General features: G+C 41.0%; 22 protein-coding genes and 1 pseudogene. 13 read left to right on the top strand and 10 right to left on the bottom strand.

Annotated elements, in window-relative coordinates:
* Nucleotides 1-53: 53 nt before the first annotated feature.
* Entirely contained in the window at nt 54-2,330 is a 2,277-nt protein-coding gene (fdhF, locus tag F3G86_RS08465; protein WP_107944129.1) for a formate dehydrogenase subunit alpha, read from the bottom strand.
* 358 nt (nt 2,331-2,688) lie between these two features.
* Nucleotides 2,689-2,961, bottom strand: coding sequence for a 30S ribosomal protein S15 (rpsO, locus tag F3G86_RS08470; RefSeq protein WP_004317763.1), 273 nt, complete (start codon nt 2,959-2,961; stop codon nt 2,689-2,691).
* Between the two features lie 146 nt (nt 2,962-3,107).
* Between rpsO and F3G86_RS08475 the strand changes: the two are divergent.
* The 7 genes and pseudogenes from F3G86_RS08475 to F3G86_RS08505 all read left to right on the top strand — a co-directional run bounded on the left by F3G86_RS08475 (nt 3,108) and on the right by F3G86_RS08505 (nt 9,616).
* Nucleotides 3,108-3,512 (top strand): annotated as a pseudogene (locus F3G86_RS08475) (Rrf2 family transcriptional regulator).
* A gap of 2 nt (nt 3,513-3,514) precedes the next feature.
* A complete protein-coding gene (flhA, locus tag F3G86_RS08480; RefSeq protein ID WP_149723602.1) occupies nt 3,515-5,710 on the top strand; it encodes a flagellar biosynthesis protein FlhA in 2,196 nt (731 codons plus the stop codon).
* Between the two features lie 9 nt (nt 5,711-5,719).
* Entirely contained in the window at nt 5,720-6,745 is a 1,026-nt protein-coding gene (locus tag F3G86_RS08485) for a DHH family phosphoesterase (RefSeq protein ID WP_149723603.1), read from the top strand.
* The gene (locus F3G86_RS08490) at nt 6,742-6,969 is read left to right on the top strand and encodes a hypothetical protein (RefSeq protein WP_002942640.1); all 228 of its coding nucleotides are present in this window, start codon (nt 6,742-6,744) and stop codon (nt 6,967-6,969) included. The genes F3G86_RS08485 and F3G86_RS08490 overlap by 4 nt, the downstream gene beginning before the upstream one ends.
* A 9-nt stretch (nt 6,970-6,978) precedes the next feature.
* Nucleotides 6,979-7,389 carry a tetratricopeptide repeat protein gene (locus F3G86_RS08495; protein ID WP_103569328.1) on the top strand — a complete coding sequence of 137 codons (411 nt, stop codon included), beginning with the start codon at nt 6,979-6,981 and terminating at the stop codon, nt 7,387-7,389.
* Nucleotides 7,390-7,406: 17 nt separating this feature from the next.
* Nucleotides 7,407-8,336, top strand: coding sequence for an aspartate carbamoyltransferase catalytic subunit (locus F3G86_RS08500; protein ID WP_149723604.1), 930 nt, complete (start codon nt 7,407-7,409; stop codon nt 8,334-8,336).
* A gap of 2 nt (nt 8,337-8,338) precedes the next feature.
* Nucleotides 8,339-9,616, top strand: a complete 1,278-nt coding sequence (locus F3G86_RS08505) for a dihydroorotase (protein WP_103603330.1) — start codon at nt 8,339-8,341, stop codon at nt 9,614-9,616.
* Nucleotides 9,617-9,702: 86 nt separating this feature from the next.
* Here F3G86_RS08505 and F3G86_RS08510 read toward each other — a convergent pair whose 3' ends face one another.
* Genes F3G86_RS08510 through F3G86_RS08525 form a run of 4 tightly spaced genes read right to left on the bottom strand, consistent with a single transcriptional unit; the run spans nt 9,703 to nt 12,658 of the window.
* Entirely contained in the window at nt 9,703-10,992 is a 1,290-nt protein-coding gene (locus F3G86_RS08510; RefSeq protein WP_149723605.1) for a M28 family peptidase, read from the bottom strand.
* A gap of 16 nt (nt 10,993-11,008) precedes the next feature.
* Entirely contained in the window at nt 11,009-11,266 is a 258-nt protein-coding gene (locus F3G86_RS08515) for a heavy-metal-associated domain-containing protein (protein ID WP_148819520.1), read from the bottom strand.
* Nucleotides 11,259-11,582 (bottom strand): hypothetical protein, encoded by a 324-nt coding sequence (locus F3G86_RS08520; protein ID WP_009294140.1) that lies wholly within the window; start codon nt 11,580-11,582, stop codon nt 11,259-11,261. The genes F3G86_RS08515 and F3G86_RS08520 overlap by 8 nt, the downstream gene beginning before the upstream one ends.
* Nucleotides 11,579-12,658: a transglutaminase-like domain-containing protein gene (locus F3G86_RS08525; RefSeq protein WP_148819522.1), complete on the bottom strand. Its 1,080-nt coding sequence runs from the start codon at nt 12,656-12,658 to the stop codon at nt 11,579-11,581. Before F3G86_RS08525 ends, F3G86_RS08520 begins: the two co-directional genes overlap by 4 nt.
* Before the next feature lie 92 nt (nt 12,659-12,750).
* Here F3G86_RS08525 and F3G86_RS10515 point away from each other — a divergent pair, with 92 nt between their 5' ends.
* From F3G86_RS10515 to F3G86_RS08545, 5 genes are all read left to right on the top strand, one after another.
* A complete protein-coding gene (locus F3G86_RS10515; protein ID WP_002942642.1) occupies nt 12,751-12,918 on the top strand; it encodes a hypothetical protein in 168 nt (55 codons plus the stop codon).
* Between the two features lies 1 nt (nt 12,919).
* Nucleotides 12,920-13,789 (top strand): tRNA 5-methoxyuridine(34)/uridine 5-oxyacetic acid(34) synthase CmoB, encoded by an 870-nt coding sequence (gene cmoB / locus F3G86_RS08530; protein WP_262974881.1) that lies wholly within the window; start codon nt 12,920-12,922, stop codon nt 13,787-13,789.
* Between the two features lie 8 nt (nt 13,790-13,797).
* Nucleotides 13,798-14,337, top strand: a complete 540-nt coding sequence (locus tag F3G86_RS08535) for a thioesterase (RefSeq protein WP_012140023.1) — start codon at nt 13,798-13,800, stop codon at nt 14,335-14,337.
* A gap of 196 nt (nt 14,338-14,533) precedes the next feature.
* Nucleotides 14,534-15,823, top strand: coding sequence for a major outer membrane protein (locus F3G86_RS08540; protein WP_149723607.1), 1,290 nt, complete (start codon nt 14,534-14,536; stop codon nt 15,821-15,823).
* 114 nt (nt 15,824-15,937) lie between these two features.
* The gene (locus F3G86_RS08545) at nt 15,938-16,369 is read left to right on the top strand and encodes a trehalose-6-phosphate synthase (protein WP_149723608.1); all 432 of its coding nucleotides are present in this window, start codon (nt 15,938-15,940) and stop codon (nt 16,367-16,369) included.
* 54 nt (nt 16,370-16,423) lie between these two features.
* On the opposite strand, the gene ppk2 is transcribed toward F3G86_RS08545, so the two are convergent.
* Nucleotides 16,424-17,233 (bottom strand): polyphosphate kinase 2, encoded by an 810-nt coding sequence (gene ppk2 / locus F3G86_RS08550; RefSeq protein WP_103557913.1) that lies wholly within the window; start codon nt 17,231-17,233, stop codon nt 16,424-16,426.
* A gap of 107 nt (nt 17,234-17,340) precedes the next feature.
* Here ppk2 and dsbD point away from each other — a divergent pair, with 107 nt between their 5' ends.
* Entirely contained in the window at nt 17,341-19,068 is a 1,728-nt protein-coding gene (gene dsbD / locus F3G86_RS08555) for a protein-disulfide reductase DsbD (protein ID WP_149723609.1), read from the top strand.
* 698 nt (nt 19,069-19,766) lie between these two features.
* Here the strand turns inward: dsbD and kdsB are convergent.
* The 3 genes from kdsB to cutA are packed head-to-tail and all read right to left on the bottom strand — an operon-like array spanning nt 19,767 to nt 22,248.
* Entirely contained in the window at nt 19,767-20,477 is a 711-nt protein-coding gene (gene kdsB, locus F3G86_RS08560) for a 3-deoxy-manno-octulosonate cytidylyltransferase (protein WP_103615496.1), read from the bottom strand.
* Nucleotides 20,474-21,937 (bottom strand): threonine synthase, encoded by a 1,464-nt coding sequence (gene thrC, locus F3G86_RS08565; protein WP_149723610.1) that lies wholly within the window; start codon nt 21,935-21,937, stop codon nt 20,474-20,476. The genes kdsB and thrC overlap by 4 nt, the downstream gene beginning before the upstream one ends.
* Nucleotides 21,934-22,248, bottom strand: coding sequence for a divalent-cation tolerance protein CutA (cutA, locus tag F3G86_RS11235; protein WP_188116449.1), 315 nt, complete (start codon nt 22,246-22,248; stop codon nt 21,934-21,936). The genes thrC and cutA overlap by 4 nt, the downstream gene beginning before the upstream one ends.
* Nucleotides 22,249-22,277 lie beyond the last annotated feature (29 nt).

Here is a 22,277-nt window from a genome sequence, read left to right on the forward strand (position 1 = left end):
TTGGATAATGAAATTTAATAGTAAATAAATTTAGCGGGAGTTACCCGCTAAATTTACTCATTTATCGCTGCGTTTCCGTGGTGGTGGAAGTCATCGTAGATGATCTTTGAAGTTTGGAATTTCTCGCGTTTTAGCTCGCGAACTCGTAAAAATTCCTCTTCATCGATCTTTTTGATCTGGATAGCTGCTTTAAATGTCGGAGTCTTACTGATGTAGTCCCAACCGCTGCTTGTTAGCTCGTTGCAAGAGCTCTCCCAGTAGTGGAAAGTCATCTGGATGATGCCATCAGGCACGATGTCTGTTACTTCAGCTTTTACGACGATGTAGCCGTATCTACTCCAAGCTTTGATAAAGTCGCCTTGTTTTATGCCGTATCTTTCTGCAAGCGCTGGACTCATCTCAGCGATAGGTCCGATGCTGTCGCCACCTTCTTCAATAGCACGTGAGCGTCTTGTCATGGTGCCAACTGTGTATTGATAAACTTTTCTTGTAGTTAAAAGCTGTATCGGATACTCAGCGTCAGTCTTCTCATCGACTGAACCAGCCATGATAGGATACTCAGGTGACATATTCATCTTCTTAGCAAACTCAAGTTTTGCGCTCTCGATCTCATCAGCTTTATCCACAAATAGGCATGGTACAAAGCGACCTTTGCCATCAGGGGTAAAGAATTTCTTATCAAGATAGAGGCTTTGACCGCCCATATCATCTTCAGTTGGGCATGGCCAGTGAAGTCCGTGATATTTTTTAAGCCTATAGTAGCTCATACCGCCGTAGCGTCTAGGGTCGCATTTTCTAACTTCTTCCCAAATCTCTTCTGGTGAGTTAAAGTTAAAGCCCTCAGTCGCACCCAAACGACGTGCGATCTCACAAACGATCCACCAGTCTTGTCTAGCATCACCTGGAGGTGTGATGACTGCTTCGTTGTGCTGGACACGGCGCTCTGCGTTTGTGTAAAGACCCTCTTTTTCACTACTTGCAACGCCAGGGAGAACGACGTCAGCTTTTAGCGAAGTCTCAGTTAAAAATAGATCTTGAACCACGTAGAAATCGACATTTGCGATGCCTTTTAAGAAGTGGTTTGTATTTGGCTCAGAGATGACTGGGTTTTCGCCGATGGTCCAGAAGAAATGCACTCTGCCATCAAGGATCGCATCAGGCACTTCAGTCTTGTGGATGCCTATCTTTGAGTTTAAAAATCCAGGCTCTAAGTGCCACATTTTCTCAAACCAAGCTCTTTGCTCTGGGTCAGTTACTGAGCCAAGATTTGGGAAGATGTTTGGTAAAACGCCCATGTCGCAGCAGCCTTGAACGTTCTCTTGACCTCTAAGCGGCAAGTCGCCTGTGCCAAGCTCGCAGATATTGCCAGTTATCAAGAATAAATTTGATACGTCGCAAACTCCGCCAACGCCGTGGTTGAAGTGAGTTACGCCCATGCCGTGAGTGATGACGGCTGGTTTTGTGGTGGCATACATTCTAGCAGCTGCTCTGATATCCTCTGGATTTAGCCTTGTGTATTTAGCTACAACCTCTGGAGCATAGTCTTTTACAGCTTCTTTAACGTACTCGATGCCTATTGTGTGATCTCTTACAAATTCCTCATTTACAAGGCCTTCTTCGATGATAGTGTAAAGAAGTGCGTTGATAACAGGGATGTTGTGCTCAGGCTCTAGCTGCAAGTGTATGTCGGCTCTACTTGCAAACTCAGTCTTGATAGGGTCGATAACGATCAGTTTTGCACCGCGGTTTAGCGCTCTTTGGATGTGCATAGCTGCGATTGGGTGACCATTTTCTGGGTTTGAGCCTATCATTAATATACAGTTACTATAAGTGCCAATCTCTGTAAAGCTATTTGTGGCAGCTCCGTTTCCGATTGTTTTAGCAAGTCCTGCTACTGTCGGAGCGTGTCAAATTCTAGCGCAGTGATCGACGTTATTTGTGCCTATGACTGCACGCATTAGCTTTTGAGCGACGTAGTTGTCTTCAAGTGTACAGCGTGCTGAGAAGTTTCCTGCTAGTGAGTCAGGGCCGTATTTCTCTTTTGCCTCTTTCATCTTTTCTACGACAAGATCAAGCGCCTCGTCCCAGCTGGCCTCTTCAAATTCACCATCCTTTGAAAAGACCCCATTTTTCTTTCTAATAAGCGGCTTTGTAAGTCTGTCCGGACTTGCAACGTAGTCCCAGCCATAAAAGCCCTTTAAACATAAATTTCCTTGATTGACTGGATTGTCTTCGACGCCAGTAGCGGCACGAACGACGTTGTTTTCCACGTGCAAGGTTACTTGACAGCCTGTCCCGCAATAAGGACAGATGACTTTGCCTTCTTTCATCACTTTCTCCTTCTAATTATGCATTTTCTGCATATTTATTTTGAGTAATATTACTAGCGTAAAACTTAATCTTTTATGAAAAATTCTTTATTTAAAAAATAAATTTTAATTTTAAGTTATATTTTATATAAAATTTAAAAAGCCGAATATATAGGAATTTAAAAAATATGCTAATTTTGCATGAATTTCTAAAATTTATCAAATAAGAAATAAATTGTGTAAATTTGACACAAAAGCTGAAAGATGAAAAATTAAATTTAAATTTAGTTTGTGGCAAGCTGTTTCAACTATAAAAATAAAGAGAAATTTTGAAAATAAAAGTGAAATTTAAAAGGAGAGCAGGCCGCTCTCCGTGGAATTATTTATCTCTTAAGCCAAGCTCAGAGATTAGTTTTGAATATGTAGTGTAGTCTTTGTTTTTAAGATACTTTAAAAGTCTTTTTCTTTGACCAACTAGTTTCAAAAGACCTAAACGTGATGAGAAGTCTTTTTTGAAAATTTTAAGGTGTTCTGTAAGTTCAGTTATTCTAGCTGTTAAAAGAGCTATTTGAACTTCTGGAGAGCCTGTATCTCCCTCTTTTCTAGCGAATTTCGCAACTATTTGAGCTTTTTTAGCCGAATCCAAAGCCATGATGACCTCCTGATTGGTGAATTTTGGAAGAGCGATTATAGCATTTAAAACATAAAGTTAGATAAAATTACGCTTTTTAAAAATTAATGAAAAATGCAGTAAAAATTTAATAAAATTAGGGCTATTTAAAGAGTTAAGGAAGATAAATGCTTTTTACAAAGGCAAGCGAATACGCTCTACTTTCGCTTATTTTAATATCTCAAAAATCATCGCCAGTTGATGTTGATACGATCTCAAATGAGCTTAAAATTTCAAAAAGTTTTCTGGCAAAAATTTTACAAAATTTAGCAAAAGATTGAGTTTTAAAGTCATTTAAAGGAGCAAATGGCGGTTTTGCACTAAACGGCGAACCTGAAAATTTAAGTATAAAAAAGATAATCGAATGCGCCGAAAAGCGCGAACTAAGCGTCTTTGAGTGCTCATCTTCAGCTCTTGGTTGCCCGTCAAACAAAGCCTCAAGCTGTCAAATTTGGTCGATGTTTAGCGGCCTTCAAGGCAAGATCGACGAGATGCTTGACGCGATAAAACTAAGTGACATTGTTAAGAAGTAAAGTTGGCAAAGCAAAAAAATAATATCTTGACTCTTGTCGCACCGTTTCTTGCGCCAATTGTCAAATTTAAAAGTCTTAGCATCGTTGGCATCATCGTTGCCATCCTTGCTATCATCATCGTGCCGCTTCCAAGTGCGGTGCTTGACTTTTTCTTGGCACTTTCGATCTCGATTTCAGTGCTTATTATTTTGATATCTATTTACGTGCCAAAGCCGACTGACCTTAGCACGTTTCCAACGCTCATTCTCATCATCACGCTTTTTCGCCTCTCGCTAAACATCGCAACCACGCGTATGATCTTAAGCGAGGGTCACAACGGCCCAGAAGCGGTCAGTGAGATCATCTCAAGCTTTGGAAATTTCGTCGTTGGTGGCAACTTCGTCATCGGCACTATCGTATTTTGTATCTTGGTGCTCATAAATTTCATGGTCGTAACAAAGGGTTCAACCCGCGTGAGTGAGGTGCAAGCTCGTTTTACACTTGATGCAATGCCTGGTAAGCAAATGGCGATAGATGCGGATCTAAACGCAGGTTTAATAGACGAAAAAACGGCGCGCGAAAGACGTCAAGCCATCATCGGCGAGGCAAATTTCTACGGCGCGATGGATGGTTCGTCTAAATTTATAAAAGGTGACGCCGTCGCTGGCATCATCATCACTATCATCAACATCATCGGCGGCTTTGCTATCGGTTCGTTTCAGCACGGCCTTGATATGGCGACATCGGCTCAGTACTATACGATCCTAACTATCGGTGATGGCCTAGTTAGCCAGATACCTGGACTTATCACTTCAACAGCGACCGCCATCATCATCACAAGGGCTAGCAAGGACGACGAGGACTTTGCAGAAGGCACGCTAAATCAGCTATTAGGAGACTATAAAACCTTGCTAATAGTGGGTTTTATACTATTTATGTTTGCCCTTGTTCCAGGACTTCCGACGCTCTCGCTTGGCTTTATAGCGCTGCTATTTTTGGGGCTTGGCTACATCATCAAGCAGACCAAAGATGGTGGGCTAAATTTAAACCTTGCGCCAAAAGAAAAAGCAGCTGGCAAAAAAGCTGGCGGCGCTGCGCCAAGTGGGGCAGGGGCAGCAGCTGCAAGTGGTGGAGCTGCTAAAACTCCAAAGAAGAGCGACGAAGAGATAGCAAGAGAAGAAGAGACTAAGATAAATGACATCTTAAAGCTTGAAATTTTAGAGCTTGACCTAGGATATGGCCTGCTAAAGCTAGCTGATGTTGATCTAATCGAGAGAATTCGCGCTATGAGGCGAAATATCGCTTCAAGTCTTGGCTTTTTGATGCCAAAGATAAGGATCCGTGACAACCTCCAGCTACCACCAAACGAGTACCGCTTCAAGCTAAAAGGTATCATCATCGGTCAGGGTGAAATTTATGCGGATAAATTTCTAGCGATGGATAGCGGACTAGTGAGCGAGGATATCGAGGGTATTCCGACAAAAGAGCCAGCTTTTGGGCTAGACGCTCTTTGGATCGATGCTAGCGTCAAAGAGGACGCCATACTTAGCGGATATACGATAGTTGATCCTGCAAGTGTCATCTCTACGCACATGAGCGAGCTTATCAAGCAAAACGCAGCCGAGCTTCTAACTCGTCAAGAGACGCAAAATTTACTAGACAAACTAAAGATCGACTACCCAGTCGTGGTCGAGGATACGCTAAGGATCGCACCTATAAATTTGATCCAAAAGGTCTTAAAAACGCTGCTTAAAGACAATATCCCGATCAAAGACCTGCTTAGCATACTTGAAGCCATCAGCGACATCGCCGAGGTTAGTAAAAATTTAGACATGATCATTGAGCACGTGCGTGCAGCACTTTCACGTGTCATCACTTCGCTTTATGTAGATGAAAAGGGACAGCTAAATTTCTATATCCTAGACACCGCCGCACAGCAAAAGCTCATGGACGCGGTGCAGTATAAAGACGGCGCCTATCACCTGATGATAAACGTGGCGCAGACTTCATCTATCGTGCAAGCACTTAGGCGTGAAAAAGAGAAGCGACCGATGAGCCAGCACGGAGAGATGGTGCTTTGCGTGGAGCCAAGCTTGCGCAAATTTATAGCAAATATCTGCGCAAATTTCGCCATTGACATAGTAGTGCTAAGCTTTGCTGAGATCTCGGCAAATACGCCATTTGAAACGGTTGGCGTCATAGAAATAGAAAATTTATAAAGGAAAACGATGAAAATTTATCACCTCTCACACACCGATCTTGACGGATACGGCGCGCAATACATAACAAATTTTTACTTCAAAGATGTGAAATTTCTAAACTCAAACTACGGCAGAGAGATAGATGATAAATTTGCTCAAATTCTATCTGAGATAGACGCCTCAAATGATGATAAAAACGTCATTTTGATCACTGATCTAAATTTAAGCCTAGCTCAGTGTGAGAGCTTTGAGGAGATGATAGATGGTAAAAATATAAAGCTATTTTTGCTAGATCATCACCAAAGTGGTGCCGAGTGCGCGAGCACTTACTCATGGTATTTTTTAGATAGCTCAAGGTGCGCTACAAAGATCACTTACGATTTTTTTGCGGGCATTTTTGGTCAAAACAAAGAGCTTGAAATTTTTAGTGACGTCGTAAATGCCGTGGATATCTGGCTAAAAGATGATAAAAATTTCGAGATGGGCAAGGTCTGCTTGGGGCTTGTGGCAAACGCCAAAGAGATAAATAAAGTGATGTTTGAAGCTGAAAACAACCTCTATATGGATCACATCTTAAAAGAAGCGAGCAAATTTTTTAACGATAAAAACGACTATATCGGCCTTGATATGCAGGTGCATGCTATTAAAAAGTCATTTTTCAAAGAGGATAAAGACGATACGCTAAGCAATCTAATCTCAAACTACGTCGTAAAAAAACTTAGTGAAAACAAAGAGAAATTTAGCATCACCTATAAAGATCATAAAGGAATTTTAACTTACAATATCGGCAACGTTTCTGTTATCGGCAACGACTTTTTGGTGGCAAATCCTGAATTTGACTTCTTTATCGACGTGACAAATAAAAAAACGCTAAGCTTTCGTGCAAATGGCAAGCTAGACGTTAGCGCCATGGCTAAGCACCTAGTTGGTGGTGGCGGACACGTCAATGCAAGCGGTGGCTTGTTTGCAAATTTCAAAGATGGCTTTAGCTATGAGCCGATCAAGGCGCAGATAGTTGATCTAATAACTAAAAAAACACAGGAGGAGATATGAAAGAAGAAGAGGTAAGCGTAGAGGAGCTTAGCTATGAGCTTAGCATGGTGCTTGAAGCGATGTTTTACTATGCTGGCGTGAAAAAAGATAAGCTTGAAGAGGCGGCAAATCTTTATGTCGAGTGCATCGACGATGCGCTAGAAAACTCTGACGCTAGCGGTAGCGACGAGGTCATAGAGATAGTTGAATATATGAAAAAACACCATCCAAAGTTATTTAAATAAGGAGAAAATATGAAGAAAATTTTAGTTTTAGCGGCGGCACTTTTTGCGTTAAATGCTATGGCAAATGAAAATTTAGACAAGGCAAATGAGCTTTATGCAAAGAAAAATTTTAACGAGGCCTATCTTGCTTTTAATAAAGCTTGCGGCGAGGGCGAGAAAAAGGCTTGCACGATGAATGCGATCATGCTATTTAACGGCGATGGCGTGGCAAAAGATAGAGCTCAGGCTGAGAAAATTTTTACAAAAATGTGCGACGAAAATGAGGGCATGGCGTGCGAAAAGCTAGGCGAAATGATCGCTTATGGCCTTGTAAAAGATAAAGACGCAAACGAAGCAAAGAACGAAGAAAAAGCAAAGGCTTTGTTTAAAAAAGCTTGTGATAACGGCTACAAACCAGCTTGCGACTTTGTAACAAAATAGATCAAAAAGGGCTTAAAATGGGCTACAAACATAAAGATTTGATAGGAACTAGAGAGCTTAGCAAGGAAGAAATTTTATATTTTCTAGAGGCGGCGAAAGAGTTTAAGGAGCTAAATTTAAGCCAAGTGAAAAAAAATGACTACCTTCGTGGAAAGACCACGATCAACGCATTTTATGAAAACTCGACAAGAACTAGAACATCCTTTGAGATCGCAGCAAAGAGGCTTGGGACTGATACGATAAATTTTAGCTCGTCAAGCTCTAGTGTGACAAAGGGCGAGAGCCTAAATGACACGATGAATAACATGGCTGCTATGAGAACCGACATCATCGTGCTTCGTCACCCAAGCTCTGGAGCGGCGAAATTTGCAGCTGATAGGACAGAGGCTAGCGTCGTAAATGCAGGGGATGGCACAAATGAGCACCCAAGTCAAGCTCTGCTTGATCTTTTTACGCTAAGAGAGCATGGCAAAATTTTGGATAAAAATTTAAACGTGGCTATCATCGGCGACATCGCTAGAAGCCGCGTGGCAAGGTCTGACATCTGGGCGATGAAGAAATTTGGCATAAATTTAAAGCTATTTGCGCCAAGGATGATGATGCCAAAAGATGCTGAGGTTTTTGAGTCTCAAATTTGCAAAAATATGGAGGAGGCTTGCGAGGGCAGCGACGTCATCATCATGCTTCGCATCCAGCTAGAGCGTGGCGGTGCGGACGTGGCGTTTCCAAGCTCGAGAGAGTACTCGAAATTCTTTGGACTAAATAAAAATAGGATAAAGCTAGCCAAACCTGATGCTATCGTGCTGCATCCAGGGCCGATAAATAGGGGTGTGGAGCTAAACTCAGACGTGGCTGACGGCACGCACTCAGTCATACTAAATCAAGTTGAAAATGGCGTTGCTATAAGAATGGCGATACTAAATACGCTTGCAAAAAATAGGGGCTAACGATGAAAATAGCAATAATTAACGGCACTATCGTAAATAGCGACGAGAAATTTAAGGCAAATATCCTAATAGAAAACGGCAAAATAGCCAAAATCGGAAGTGAGAAATTTGAGGCTGATAAGGTCATAGACGCTACAAATAAGCTAGTCATGCCAGGACTTATCGACATGCACGTGCATTTTCGCGATCCTGGTCAAGAGTACAAAGACGACATCATCTCAGGCTCCGAAGCGGCTGTGGCTGGCGGAGTGACCACCTGCCTTTGCATGGCTAACACAAACCCAGTAAATGACAACGCTTCAATCACAAGGGCGATGATAGAAAAGGCTAAAAACTGCGGACTGATCGATCTTTTACCAATCGCAGCCATTAGCAAAGGACTTGGCGGCAATGAGATCGTTGAAATGGGCGATCTTATAGAGGCTGGCGCAGTTGCATTTAGCGACGACGGCCTACCAGTGACTAGCTCAAGCGTGATGAGAGCGGCGCTTGAGTACTCAAGCATGTTTGGTAGCTTTTGTATAAGCCACTCAGAGGACTGCTCGCTTTGCAGACAGGGCGTCATGCACGAGGGCAAGGTCTCAGCCATACTTGGACTTCGCGGCATGGCGAGAGAGAAAGAGGAGATCGCAGTGAGCCGTGATATGTTGCTTGCAAAACTCACTAAAGCGCACATCCACATCGCTCACGTAAGCTCGGAGTACTCGCTAAAGATCATCGAAATGGGTAAAAAAGAGGGCATAAACATCACTTGCGAAGCCACACCTCACCACTTTAGCTTTAGCGACGATGAAATTTTGAAAAATGCCTACGATACAAATTTCAAAATGTCACCGCCACTTCGTGAGATAAGCGACGTAAAAGCAGTAAGAGAGGCACTAAAAAGCGGTCTTATAGACGTTATCGCCACCGATCATGCCCCACACCATACAGACGAAAAGATAGTGGAATTTGACAAGGCGCCATTTGGTATCATCGGACTTCAAACCCTTGTGCCGCTCACTCTTAAGCTCGTAAATGAAGGCGTTATAAGCTTAGAGCGCATGGTGGAGCTAACTTCTACAAATGCAGCTAAGATGCTAAATTTAAAAGATAAAGGCAGACTTGCAGAGGGCATGCTAGCTGACATCGCGGTGATAGACCCTGAGATCGAGTATGTTTATGATGAAAAGATAAACCGCTCAAAATCGGTAAATTCTCCACTCTTTGGCAAAAAACTAAAAGGCGCAGCGACTACCACGATAAAAAGTGGCAAGATCGTTTATGAGTTTGGGAAATAATAAATTTGCTCGTGCTTGCGGGCAAATTTGCTTTAGATGCTTTGAGATATAAAATTTGCTAGAAATTTCTAGCAAATTTTAGTTTTTTATGAGTTATACTTTTTAACGATACCGCGAACGACTTTTTCGATAAAAAGCGCAGAAGCTACTTCGCAGTGCTCTCTAGTAGAGTGAGGTGAGTAGATGTTTGGTCCTATTGAACATGCACTAAGACCTGCTTTTTTCTCCAAAAGCACTCCACATTCAAGTCCAGCATGCACGGCTGTTATTCTTGCATTTGGCTTATAAATTTTAAGCTCTTCTAAGATGTCGTTTGCAAATTTATCATTTACAGGCTTCCAAGCTGGGTTTCTATCCTTGCTGATAACACTAAAGCCAACTGCTTTTGCAAGCTCTGAAATTTCAAATTCCATTCTATTTAGGCCGTCTTTACTCATTGACCTTGCAAAAAACTCCACTTCAAGCGTGCCATCATCTTTGATCTTTGCAAGTGAGAGATTGACACTATCTTGTGGTATGCCTAGCTCGCAGTTATAGGCTCTTACGCCTTGTGAAAATGAGTTGATAAGTGCTAAAATTTTCTCGCCATTTTCTAAAATTTCATATCCAGTGCCAAGCTTTTTCACGCTTAAATTTTCACACTCGCTCTTTAGCTCCTTATCGCTTAAAACTAGTGCAGTTGCACCACTTGGGATAGAGTTGCTTCGCTCCCCACCTTCAAATTTGACAAGCTTGCAGCCATTTTTAGTAACAAATGCCGCCAAAACCTTGATCGCATTTGGGATATTTTTATGTATCTCGTTGCCAGAGTGTCCGCCAGGTAGGCCGCTCACTTTTACTTCATAAAGCGTGCTCTCTTTTGTTTTTTGGCTATTAAGCGCAATAGTAGCAAATAAATTTACACCGCCAGCGCAGCCGATAGTGACTCTATCGTCCTCTTCGCTGTCTAAATTTAAAAGCTTATCGGCTTTTAGATCGCCGCTAAAGCCAGCAGCTCCGACCATGCCGACCTCTTCGTTGTTTGTAAAAAGGCACTCTATGTCGTCAAATTCGCTTATCATCTGCATCATGATAGCCACGCCTATGCCGTTATCGGCACCTAAAGATGAGTTTTTAGCCCTCATGTAGCCATCATCGCCATAAACTATCTCGATCTTTGGAGCGTCGCCCATGCAGACCATATCGTAGTGGCTTTGCAAGCAAATTTTTGGCTTGCCTTTAAACGCATGAACGTTGCCAAAGCTATCGACCACGACTTCACAGCCCTTATCTCTTGCAAAATCAGCTAAAAAATCACGCATCTTATCAGTCTCGTAACTGCAGTGTGGTATCGCCGCAAGTGTCTCAAATTTCGCTAAAACTTCGCTCTTTGACATATTTGCCTCCATAAATTTATTTTATCTCGCCTTTATAGCCAGTCGCATCGACCGCCTTTAAAAGCTCTTTTTCATCGACCTTGTCATCTGCTAAAACGACAGCTTTTCGCTCTTTTAGCGATACATCTGCCTTTTTTACGCCCTCAACGCTAAGAGCAGCCTTTCGCACTATAGCTGTGCAAAGCGGACAGTGCATGCTAGGCACTGAAATTTCTATAGTTTTCTCAGCGTAGCAGCTAAGTGCAAGAAGGGCTAAAACTAAAATTTTACGCATAAATTTCTCCTAAAAGCTCCGGATATGTAAGGAGTAAAAGTAGTATCACTCCAAAAAGTATATATATAAGTATCCATTTTTTCTTTTTGTAGCTTAGGTTGCAGCTTTTTGGCTTGTAAAATAAAGCCACTCCTGAGATCACAAAGCAAATGACGGCCACGACGCTTAAAGGGACGCGGTACTCGTATAAATTTTGTGTCCAAGATAGAAATGAAAAAGATGTGCCAAAAAGCAAGAAAAGAAGTGCCGGCAAGCAGCACAAGGTAGCGCCGATAGCACTACCTATGGATGTTAGTATCAGCCAAAAGGCTCTCATTTTAGCTCTGTTGAGACGTAGTCGTAGCTAAATTCTTTTGGCGAATAGTAGTTTTGTGTGTTGCCATCAACTTCAGCGTATGGATAGCCAAAGTTGTTTAGCGGAGTTTGCTCTGGGGTTGGCTTTAAGATAAAGTCACGTCCGTAGTTAAAGCCTATCCAGCACATCTCCCAGTTGCCAAAGCAATACTCTCTAACAGCTACGATCTTAGCGTCGTCGTTTGTTAATTTCTCGCCCAGTCTTACCTTTGTAACGTCAGCTGGATCAACCGGTATCCAACCATAGCCTTTTAAGTAAAACTCAGCCCTGCAGTGCTGTCCGCCTGAAATTTTAGCCACGCCGTCTTTTGCGCTACCCATCTGATCTGAAAATCTAGACTGACCAACCCTGATACCAAAAATTTCTCTTGCAGGGATGCCAACTGATCTGCAAAGTCCCACAAAAACTGAGTTTATGTCGGTGCATTTGCCAACAAGTTTGCCACTTTCAAGTATCGCTTTAACGTCGCCTGTGCCACATCCAAGGATGCTGTTATCGCGCTGCATAGTGTTTGCAACCCACGTATAGATCGCTTTTGCACGCTCCAAGTCGCCTTTAGTATTGCCGATAATCTCTAGCGCTTTTGCTCTTACGACGCCGTCAGTTGGGATGTGTGAAGTTGGTTTTAAAAACTCCAAAATCGCAGGATCGACCTTCTCATTTGGATCGAAATTTACCTTGCTAAAGTCGGTATTGCGCTCTGTTGTTTGAATTTTAAACTGGATATTTAAAATAGGTCTTTGCTCATTTTCTTCAAATTCGCCATACATTGTTGGTATTAGCGTGTCTGAGATATAGACGTTTTTAGCCGTTGTGTTTATAACGTAGTCTTGGGTTAGTTGCTGATAAGTGGTGCTTAGTGGAAGGGGCAACCAAATTCTTGAGCTTTTGCCCTTTTCAAGCAGCTGGTGTTTGAAATTTACATCGAAATTTCTAACCACTGGGTTTGCTGGCTCGTCGCTAGCTAGAGTGACACTTGGAAGCAGACTTGCTGCACCTAAAAAACTACTGAATTTAAAAAAATCTCTTCTTTGCATAAAATGCCTTTTTGCTTAATCTTAGCCAAACTTGGCTCTAAAACTGCCTGCTATTCTAGCATAAAATTTTTATTTATGATAAAATCCGCCACATGAAAAAGATTATATTTTTAGGCTTTATAGCGCTATTTTGCAATGGTTGTCTTTATATGAATGAGCGTGGAGTTTCGACTCAGTATTATAATGATTGTAAAGAGTATTATGACGCGACTGGCACCTACCAAAAAGAGTGTCCGCACAACATCGTCGACTGGAAATAGCGTGGATCTTAGCAAATTTAACGAGCAGCAAAAGCAAATTTTAAATAGGATAGAAAATTTAGCAAATTTTGATTGTGAATTTAGCCTCTCTGATAGCGTAAATGTCAAATTTAAAAATTTAGATAAAGCCGATAAAGATGAAATTTACAACCTCGCCCTTAGCCTAAAGCCTTGGCGAAAAGGGCCATTTTTACTTGATGATATATATATAGATAGCGAATGGCAAAGTTTTATTAAATTTAATATCCTTGTTCCGCACCTAAACTTAGCTGGCAAAAGCGTGGCTGACGTGGGGTGTAATAATGGATATTATATGTTTAAGATGCTTGAGTACGGTCCAAAAAGCATAACTGGCTTTGATCCTAGCGTGCATACATTTTTACAGTTTAAGTTTTTAAATAAATTTATCCGCTCAAATATCGCTTACGAGCTTCTTGGAGTAGAGAGCTTGCCTGAATACGCAGCGAAATTTGACACCATTTTTTGCCTTGGTGTCATCTATCATAGAAGTGATCCTATAAAGATGCTAAAAGAGCTAAAAACGGCACTAAATCCCGGCGGCGAGCTATTTTTAGATACGATGTATATAGATATGGATGGCGACTTTGTGCTAAGCCCAAAGGATAGATACTCAAAAATTCCAAATATCTACTTTGTGCCAACGCTTAGCGCACTTGAAAACTGGTGCGAGAGGGCTAAATTTAAGGACTTTGTCCTGCTTGATACAAAGGCAACTGATCTAAACGAACAGCGAAAAACGCAGTGGATAGATGGAGAAAGTCTTGGAAATTTCTTAGACCCAGACGATAAAACAAAGACCATCGAGGGCTATCCAGCTCCAAAAAGAGCTTACGTGAGAGTTAAAATTTAAGGATAAATATGGCAGATGAAAATATTTTTGAAGCAAAAGACGAATCACAAATAATCCTCCCAGAGGACGAAAACCCGCTAAGAAACGAGATAAAAACAGCACCTTTAACAAAGCTAAATTTTAGTGGAACGGCATTTTTACTTGAGAAAAATCACGCAAAAACTAGATTTTTTACCACGGCTGATATGGTAAGCGACGCAGAAGGGCTCATACATAGCGGCTTTGTCTTTATGGGGGCAAACTACGCAGCGCTTTTAGCTATAAATGAAGAATTTTGCGTTAGCATCGGTGCTAGGATAAATTTCTTTGGACCGCTCAAGCTTGGCGATGTGGTCGAATTTGACGCACAAGCAAGGTTTGAAGAGAGTAGGAAAAGAGAGGTAAAAGTGATAGGCTACGTAAAAGAGATCAAGATATTTGAGGGCATCTTTCAGTTAGTCACACTTGAAGAGCATATCTTTGTCACTCAGCAAAAAAATATCCAAAAAGAAGCCGCTATAAGACAAAAGAAAGAGCGCGAAGAGGCGCAGGCTAAAAACAACGGCTAAATTTAACTGATGAGATATAAATTCTCATCTTTTAACTTCAAATAAACTCAAATTTTTAAAGACAAATCTTATCTCATTATCTTATTTTGGTAAACGATCGGTAATAATTTTTGATTTTTTTAACAAAATTTAAGCTATAAAATTAATTTTCTATGATAATATCCTTTCAAAACATTTTTATCAAAAGGAGATTTAGATGAAACTTACAAAAGTTAGCTTAGCTGCTTTGGTTGCTTTAGGTGCATTTTCAAGCGTTGCAAGTGCAACTCCACTTGAAGAAGCTATAAAAAATGTAGATCTTTCAGGATTTGCAAGATATCGTTATACAAATGATCATTACAAATCAAACCCTGATACAAAAGCAAAAACAAATGACACAGCATCTCATGCTTTTAGAATGATTACTTCATTCAAAGCTGCTATCGATGATAATTTCTTTGGAGTTTTAACACTAAGATATGCTCCAACAACAGCTGATGGCTCTGGAGATAATGCATTTGACGCCAATAAGAATACAGATGGCACAGATAAAACAGATACAACTAGTTCATTCTCTGTATATGAGATGTATCTAGGCTACAAGGTAGCTAATACTACTATTACAGCTGGTAAGCAACTTATAAAAACTTTCTATGATGATGGTGAGCTAGCTGGCACTGGTCTAAAAGTAGTAAGTACTGATGTACCTGGTCTTACTTTAACAGCTGCTGCTTATGATGCTCTAGCAAGTGATCAAGACAATGATGGTCCTTTGGTTAAAAATATAGTAGATGGAAAAGAAAAAATAAATGGCACTGATGTGTCAACAAATAACTTCGGAGATGCTCCAGGAAACCTTTACTATTTAGGTGCGGCTGGCAGCTATAATCCAGTATCATTTAAAGTAGCTATTGCTAACCTTCAAGAGATAGCAACACTTTATGGCGCTGAGGCTGGCGTAAGTTTTAATGTAACTGATGATGTGAATCTAAACTTAAAAGGTCAATTTGTTCATAACGACTCAGACCATAAAAAAGTAGCTGATGCAAATTTCTGGGCAGTTCAAGCTGGCACAAAACTATTTGGTGCCAAACTTAACGCTGGTTATTTAGACTTTGATGCTAAAAATAAAGACAACAATAAATATTCATTTGTTTCAATTGAATCAAATGGTCAGCTAATCAATCCAACTAAGCTACTAAATGGTGTAATGAATGGTGGCAAACAATATTATAACAACATCAAAGGAAACAACGACTACTGGTTTGTTAACGCTGGATATGATATAGATAAATTTGGCTTTGACGCTGGATATACTCAAGGTAAAGGTTATAGCTGGGGACTTAGCAAAGAGAGAGCAAAAAGAAGCGAATGGTATACAGGTGCTAGCTACAAATACAGCAAAAAACTTACATTCCTTTCTTGGTATGCAGCTGCTAAAGACAAAAAAGACGGTGCAAGCTTTAAACAAGATCGTATCAGATTTGAAGCAAAATATAGCTTCTAAAAACATTTATCCGAGCGAGCTTTCGCTCGGATCTTCTAGACTTCTCAATACTTAATCCAAATCAGCAATCCTTTCAAATAAACCCAATATAATGCCAAACAAAAAAGGCAAAAAATGTATCTTTTTTCTCTCATTACGCATTTAGTTTGCGCCATTATCTTTATAGGATATGTGTTTTTTGATGTTTGTATATATCCATTTGCCAAAAAAACGATAAGTCCTCAAACTCTTGAAGCTGTCAAAAAAGCCTACACAAAAGGCAGTGCAAAGGTTTTTGGCACGGCATTTTTACTACTTTTGATAAGTGGGGCATATATGGCAAAGGACTATCTTGGAAGCGATCATGGTTGGTGGCAGAGCAACTTTCAAAAGCTCTTACTAGCAAAGATCGCGGTTTTGCTTCTAATGTGTCTTATCACTTTCATCTCTGTTTTTAATGTCACTATCTTAAAAAAGCCAGATCCATTTGGTAAATTTTCACATCTCATAGCTCTTGTGCTTTGTCTAATAATGGTCATTCTGGCAAAACTTATGTGGTGGCTTTAACAAAACTTGGCCGTAAATTTAAAGCACAAAATTTACAGCCAAGCCCAAACAAATTTAGTCTATGCTCTTTAGCTTATCCTTATTTAGCCCCTCTTCTATGCGCTTGATCTCCTCGCTTCCATCTCTCACGACGCTTTTGTCGTATTTTAGATACTCATCTATCTTTTTTGGATACTCGACATGAGTTAGGATAAATTTAAAGACATTTAGCCTCGCCTCTTTTTTATTGTCGCTTGAGACGATCACCCACGGCGAGATGCTGTTGTGAGAGGCAAGTAGCATAGAGTATTTGGCGATGGAGTACTGATCCCAAAGCTCTTGCGCTTTTTGATCTACTGGAGAGATCTTAAACTGCTTTAGTGGGTCATTTAGACGCTCTTTGAAGCGCTTTTTTTGCTCCTCTTTTGTGATCGAGAGGTAAATTTTAAAGAAAATGATGCCTGAGTTTATGATCATCTCTTCAAATTTTGGCACCTCGCGCAAGAACTCTTTATGCTCAGCCTGAGTGCAAAAGCCCATAACTGGCTCAACCCCAGCCCTGTTGTACCAGCTCCTATCAAAGATCACTATCTCGCCAGCGCTTGGCAGATGCGTCACATATCTTTGAAAGTACCACTGCGTCTTCTCGACGTCACTTGGCTTTGTAAGCGCTACGATACGGCAACCGCGCGGATTTAGATGCTCAGTTAGGCGCTTTATCGTGCCGCCCTTGCCAGCCGCATCTCGCCCCTCCATTAGCATTAGCACCCTAAGCCCCTTGTCTTTGACATGATTTTGGAATTTTAAAAGTTCTATTTGAAGCAACCTAAGCTCATCTTCGTAGCCAAGTTTATCGCTCTTTTGGTGCTTTTTATCTTTTGACATCATCGCTCCTTTTAAAAATTTCACGCTTTTTCACGATTTTACTATAAAATAGAATAAATTTAAGAATTTAGACTAAAATCATCTCTTTTAATTTAGCAAGGATTAGCATGTTTTTTAAATTTATTTTCTCTCTCATTCTGTTTGCAGGCTCGCTTTTTGCCGAGGTTTTAGACGTTAGTAAGGCATTTGTTTTAAGCTCCAGCATCGATGAACATGGCGCGGAGATCAAGTTTAAATTTGGCAAAAATATCTATCTTTACAAAGATAGCTTTGAGGTTACACTTGGCGAAGAGAAGATAAACAGCCTCTTAAATATGCCAAAGAGCGAAAATACAGGCGAATATGAAATTTACCCAAAAGATTTTTCGCTGTTTATCCCGCTAAATTTAGTAAAAGAGCATCTTAAAAATGGCAGTGCTAGGCTAAATTTAAGCTATCAGGGTTGTGCTAAAAATGGCATCTGTTACCGCCCGCAAACTAAAATTTATGACATATTTGAGAAATTTGGCAAATTTAGCATCATAGCCTTTGAAAAAGAGCAAAAAGATGAAACCAATCCTGAATTTACCGAGCTTTCAGAAGATCAAAGCATCGCAAATGAACTAAGCAGCAAAAACTTTTTCATCTCGCTTGCGACATTTTTTGGCTACGGACTCTTGCTCTCGCTCACACCTTGCGTCTTTCCGATGATACCGATCTTATCAAGCATCATCGTCTCAAAGGGCGGCAGCCTAAATGCCAAAAAAGGCTTCTTGCTCTCGCTAGTCTATGTCGTCGCGATGAGCCTTGCCTACGCGCTTGCTGGCGTTGGAGCAAGCCTACTTGGCTTTGGCATCGCAGGGGCTCTGCAAAACATCTACGTGCTTGGTGCATTTGCGGCCATTTTTGTCATCTTAAGCTTTAGTATGTTTGGCTTTTACGACATCAAACTGCCCTCTAAATTTGAAAATATGATCAACAAAAAGTCACAAAACAGCTCGGGCCTCATCGGCGTTTTCATAATGGGCTTTGCCTCAGCGCTCATCGTCTCACCATGCGTGGCAGCACCGCTAGCAGGCGCACTTCTTTACATCGCGCAAAGCGGAGATGCCATTTACGGGGGCATCATGCTCTTTGTCATGGGGCTAGGCATGGGCGCGCCGCTTCTTGTGATAGGGCTAAGCTCAGGCAAGCTCCTGCCAAGACCTGGCGGCTGGATGGACGAGGTTAAAAAACTATTTGGCTTTTTGATGCTCATCATGGCTGTTTGGATCCTCGCGCGCGTGCTTGGAGCGTTTTTTGAGCTACTAGGTTACGGCATCATAGGCGTCTTTGCAGCCATTTATCTTGGGGCGTTTGAGGCAGCAAATAGCGGCTGGGCTAAATTTAAAAAAGCGCTTTGCGTGCTAGCTTTTATCTACTCGCTCATGCTGATAATCGGCGCATTTTTGGGCTCAAAAGATGCCTTTTCGCCGCTTTCTGGACTAAATTTAGCCAAAAACGAGAGCGAGCTAAATTTCAAACAGGCTAGAAATTTAAGCGAGCTAAACGAGATGATAAAAAGCTCAAGCAAGCCAGTACTTGTGGATTTTTATGCCGACTGGTGCGCGAGCTGCAAAGAGATAGAGCACATCACTTTTAAGGACGCTGGCGTGAAAAATGCTTTGGCAAATTTTACGCTTATTCGCATTGACGTGACAAGTGGTGGGGTGCAAAATGATGAGATGCTAAGAAATTTTGGGCTCATCGATCCGCCTGCACTCCTGCTTTTTAAAGACGGCGAGGAGCAAAAAGCACTTAGAACGATCGGCTTTATAAATGCTAAAAATTTCCTAGCAAAGCTTGAGAAAATTTAGATATTAATAGCAAATTTGGCTGGAATTTTAAATTTATCAGCCAAATTTTTCTAGGCTTTTCAGGCCTTGTAACTAACTAGAAAAGTAGCAAAGAAGTAAATTTAGACTATCAAATTTATATCATGCAGTGACGTGAGTAAAATCGTAAAAGCAAAACTTGCAATCATCTTAAATTTATCAAATTTTAAAAAATATCAGCGAATTTGGTTTGGTTCTAGGATAGTAAAACAACCAAAATTTAATCAAATTTTGCACCAAATCGCGTGCTACAAGACCGTAATGCAAAAACAAAACTAAGTAAAGCATACGATTATCTTAAATTTATGAAATTTTAAAACATCTCAGCAAATATAAAATTTGCTAAAACGACCCAAGCCGCAAAGCTTACAATAAATTTAACCTAGCCTTAGGATTCAACCAAAATGCAATCAAATTTCACTCATCTCACGCACAAACAAGACCGCGAATCAAAAAACTTCAGTCAAGTTTGCAATTTAGAACATCTCAGCAAATAGATAAAATTATTCAAGTAAATTTAAAATATGAAGTTTGCAATAAATTTAACCAATAACAGGGCAAAATTGAGCAAGACCGCAAAATCAAAGACAAAAAAAATCAGCTAAACCATTACTCAAATTTATAAAAATTTAGAACTTGCTCTGCCGTAGCAAAGACGCCAAAGCAGAGCAAATTTAGGCTCATTTGCCAAATTTAGCAAGCGCTCTTTGATAATCCTCTTCGCTATCTATGCCGATACTTTGACTTTCAACCTCTAGCATCGCTATCTTTTTGCCATTTTCTAGGGCGCGCAGCTGCTCGAGTTTCTCGGTGTTTTCAAGGCTTGAAGGCAAGAGGTCACAAAACTCTTTTAGGCTTTTTACGCTGTATCCGTAGATGCCAAGATGCGCCTTGTAGCTTTTGCACTCGCTTCTGTTAAATGGTATCCTTGACCTTGAAAAGTAAAGCGCATAGCCCTCAAAATCAGTCACCACTTTGACTAAATTTTTATCATCCGCAAACTCATCGTCCATTTTTTTGTAGCAAGAAAACATAAAGGCATTTTGCCTATTTTGCTCGCAAAAAGCCCTAAATTTAGCGATATTTTCAGGCTCGATAAATGGCTCATCAGCCTGAACATTTATGATGATCTCGCTCTCGCTTAGCCCCAAAATTTGCGCCGCTTCGTTTATCCTATCAGTGCCACTTTGATGATCTTTGCTAGTTAGCACAGCTTTTATGCCGTGAGCCTTGGCGATATCAAGCACGCTTGGCTCGTCCACCGCAACCGCCACATCGTCCACGCCGCTTACTCTAAGAGCAGTCGCCACAAACATCGGCACGCCGTTTATCTCTTTTAAAATTTTATTACTAAACCTTGTTGAGGCAAGGCGAGCTGGGATGATTATCATCGCTCGATCCATTCTAGGACGCACTTCTCTATCTCGTCCTCTTTTATGATATTTTTATGCAAAATTTTCGCGCTAAATAGCGAGTTTATCGAGCTTGGCACGATGTCATTTAAAATTTTAGCGGTCTTTGCGAGCGCATCTTTTTCATCTTTTGTATCTTTGATCTGGCACGCCTTGATCATGCTTGGCGTAAATTTCACCCAGTGCGCGGTCGATGTGATGACGTTTATGCGGCTAGCATCCACCATTTTAAAGCAAGTAGCCGTATGCGGATCGATCGCGTAACCGTCCTTTGCGAGCTTTGCGATATATGCCTCGCACTCTTTATCATCGCACCAGCTAGCCTCAAAGTCCTCTTTTAGCGCTTCAAGCTCTTGCTTGCTAAGCTTATAAAATTTATTTTTAGCTAGGCTTTGCATGAGTTCATTAGTTCGCTCGCTGCCAAATTTATCAAACAGCAAGCGCTCGACGTTTGAGCTTATTAAAATGTCCATGGCTGGGCTTATCGTCTTAACCAGCTTTTTATCTCTTAGGTCGTAAACGCCGGTGGTAAAAAACTGCGTCAAAATGTTGTTTGCGTTTGAGGCGATCTTGATCTTGCCGATCTTTGCGCCCATTTTTTTAGCGTAATACGCCCCAAGAGCGTTGCCGAAATTTCCACTTGGCACGATGATGTCAAAGCTCTCGTTTGCCTTAAGCGCCTTTTGTTTTAGCAAATTTGCGTAGGCATAGGCGTGGTAGATGATCTGAAAGAGAATTCTGCCAAAATTTACCGAGTTTGCCGCGCTTAGCTTAAGGCGCTTTTTTTTAAGCTCGGCCTTAAATTTATCATTTGCAAGCAGCGTTTTTAGCGCTCTTTGGGCGTCGTCAAAGTCGCCTTTTATGCCAAAAACCTTTAAATTTTCACCCTGCATGGTCTGCATTTGAAGCTTTTGAACCTCGCTCGTGCCGCCATCTGGATAGAGGCAGACGACCTTTATATTTTCATCATTTGCAAAAGTCTGAAGTGTCGCAGGGCCAGTGTCACCGCTAGTTGCGCACATGATAAGGTATCTTTCGCTTCTCTCTTTTGCTAGCTGGCTAAGCAGCGAGCCAAAAGGCTGAAGCGCCATATCCTTAAACGCCCTTGTTGGGCCGTGATAGAGCTCATTTACGTATAAATTTTTATCTATTTTTTTAAAAATGACTGGGTGCTTTGGGTCATCAAAGCTTGCATATCTCTTGAGCGCTTTTTTGAAAAACGCCTCTGGCACGTCAAATTTAAACAGCGAGATGATGTGAAGTGCGAGCTTTTCGTAGCTTAGGCTTGAGAGCTCTTGCCACTTTGCCTTTGTGATCTTTGGTAGCTTCTTTGGCGCGTAAAGTCCGCCGTGAGCGGAGCTTGGGCTAAGCATGGCTGTGCTTAAATTTACATTTTTTACCTTTTCATCTTTTACGCTTCTAGTTGGTGTTAGTCTCATTTTTTGCCTTTTTTAGTTGATTTTTTTATCCAATTTTCATATTTTTTAAAAACCTCTTTTGGCTTAAGCGCCAAAATTTCTGGGGTTTCGTAGCTGTGGTACTTTCTTATAAATTTAGCTACTTTTTTAAATTTCGCGTCCGTTTTTATGAGTAAAATTTTCTCTTTTTCATCACAAAGCTTCTCTTGCCAAAGATAAATGCTCTTTGCGCTAAAGCTACTCACGCAAGCTGCAAGTCCCTTTTTCACGAGCTTTTTGCTTATTTTTTTTGCCTCTTTTTTCTTTGCAACTGAGGTGATTAAAATTCTCATTTTGATCTAAATTTTCCTTTTAAAAAGTG

It is taken from the genome of Campylobacter concisus (genome assembly GCF_902460595.1).
Classification (GTDB): domain Bacteria; phylum Campylobacterota; class Campylobacteria; order Campylobacterales; family Campylobacteraceae; genus Campylobacter_A; species Campylobacter_A concisus_BL.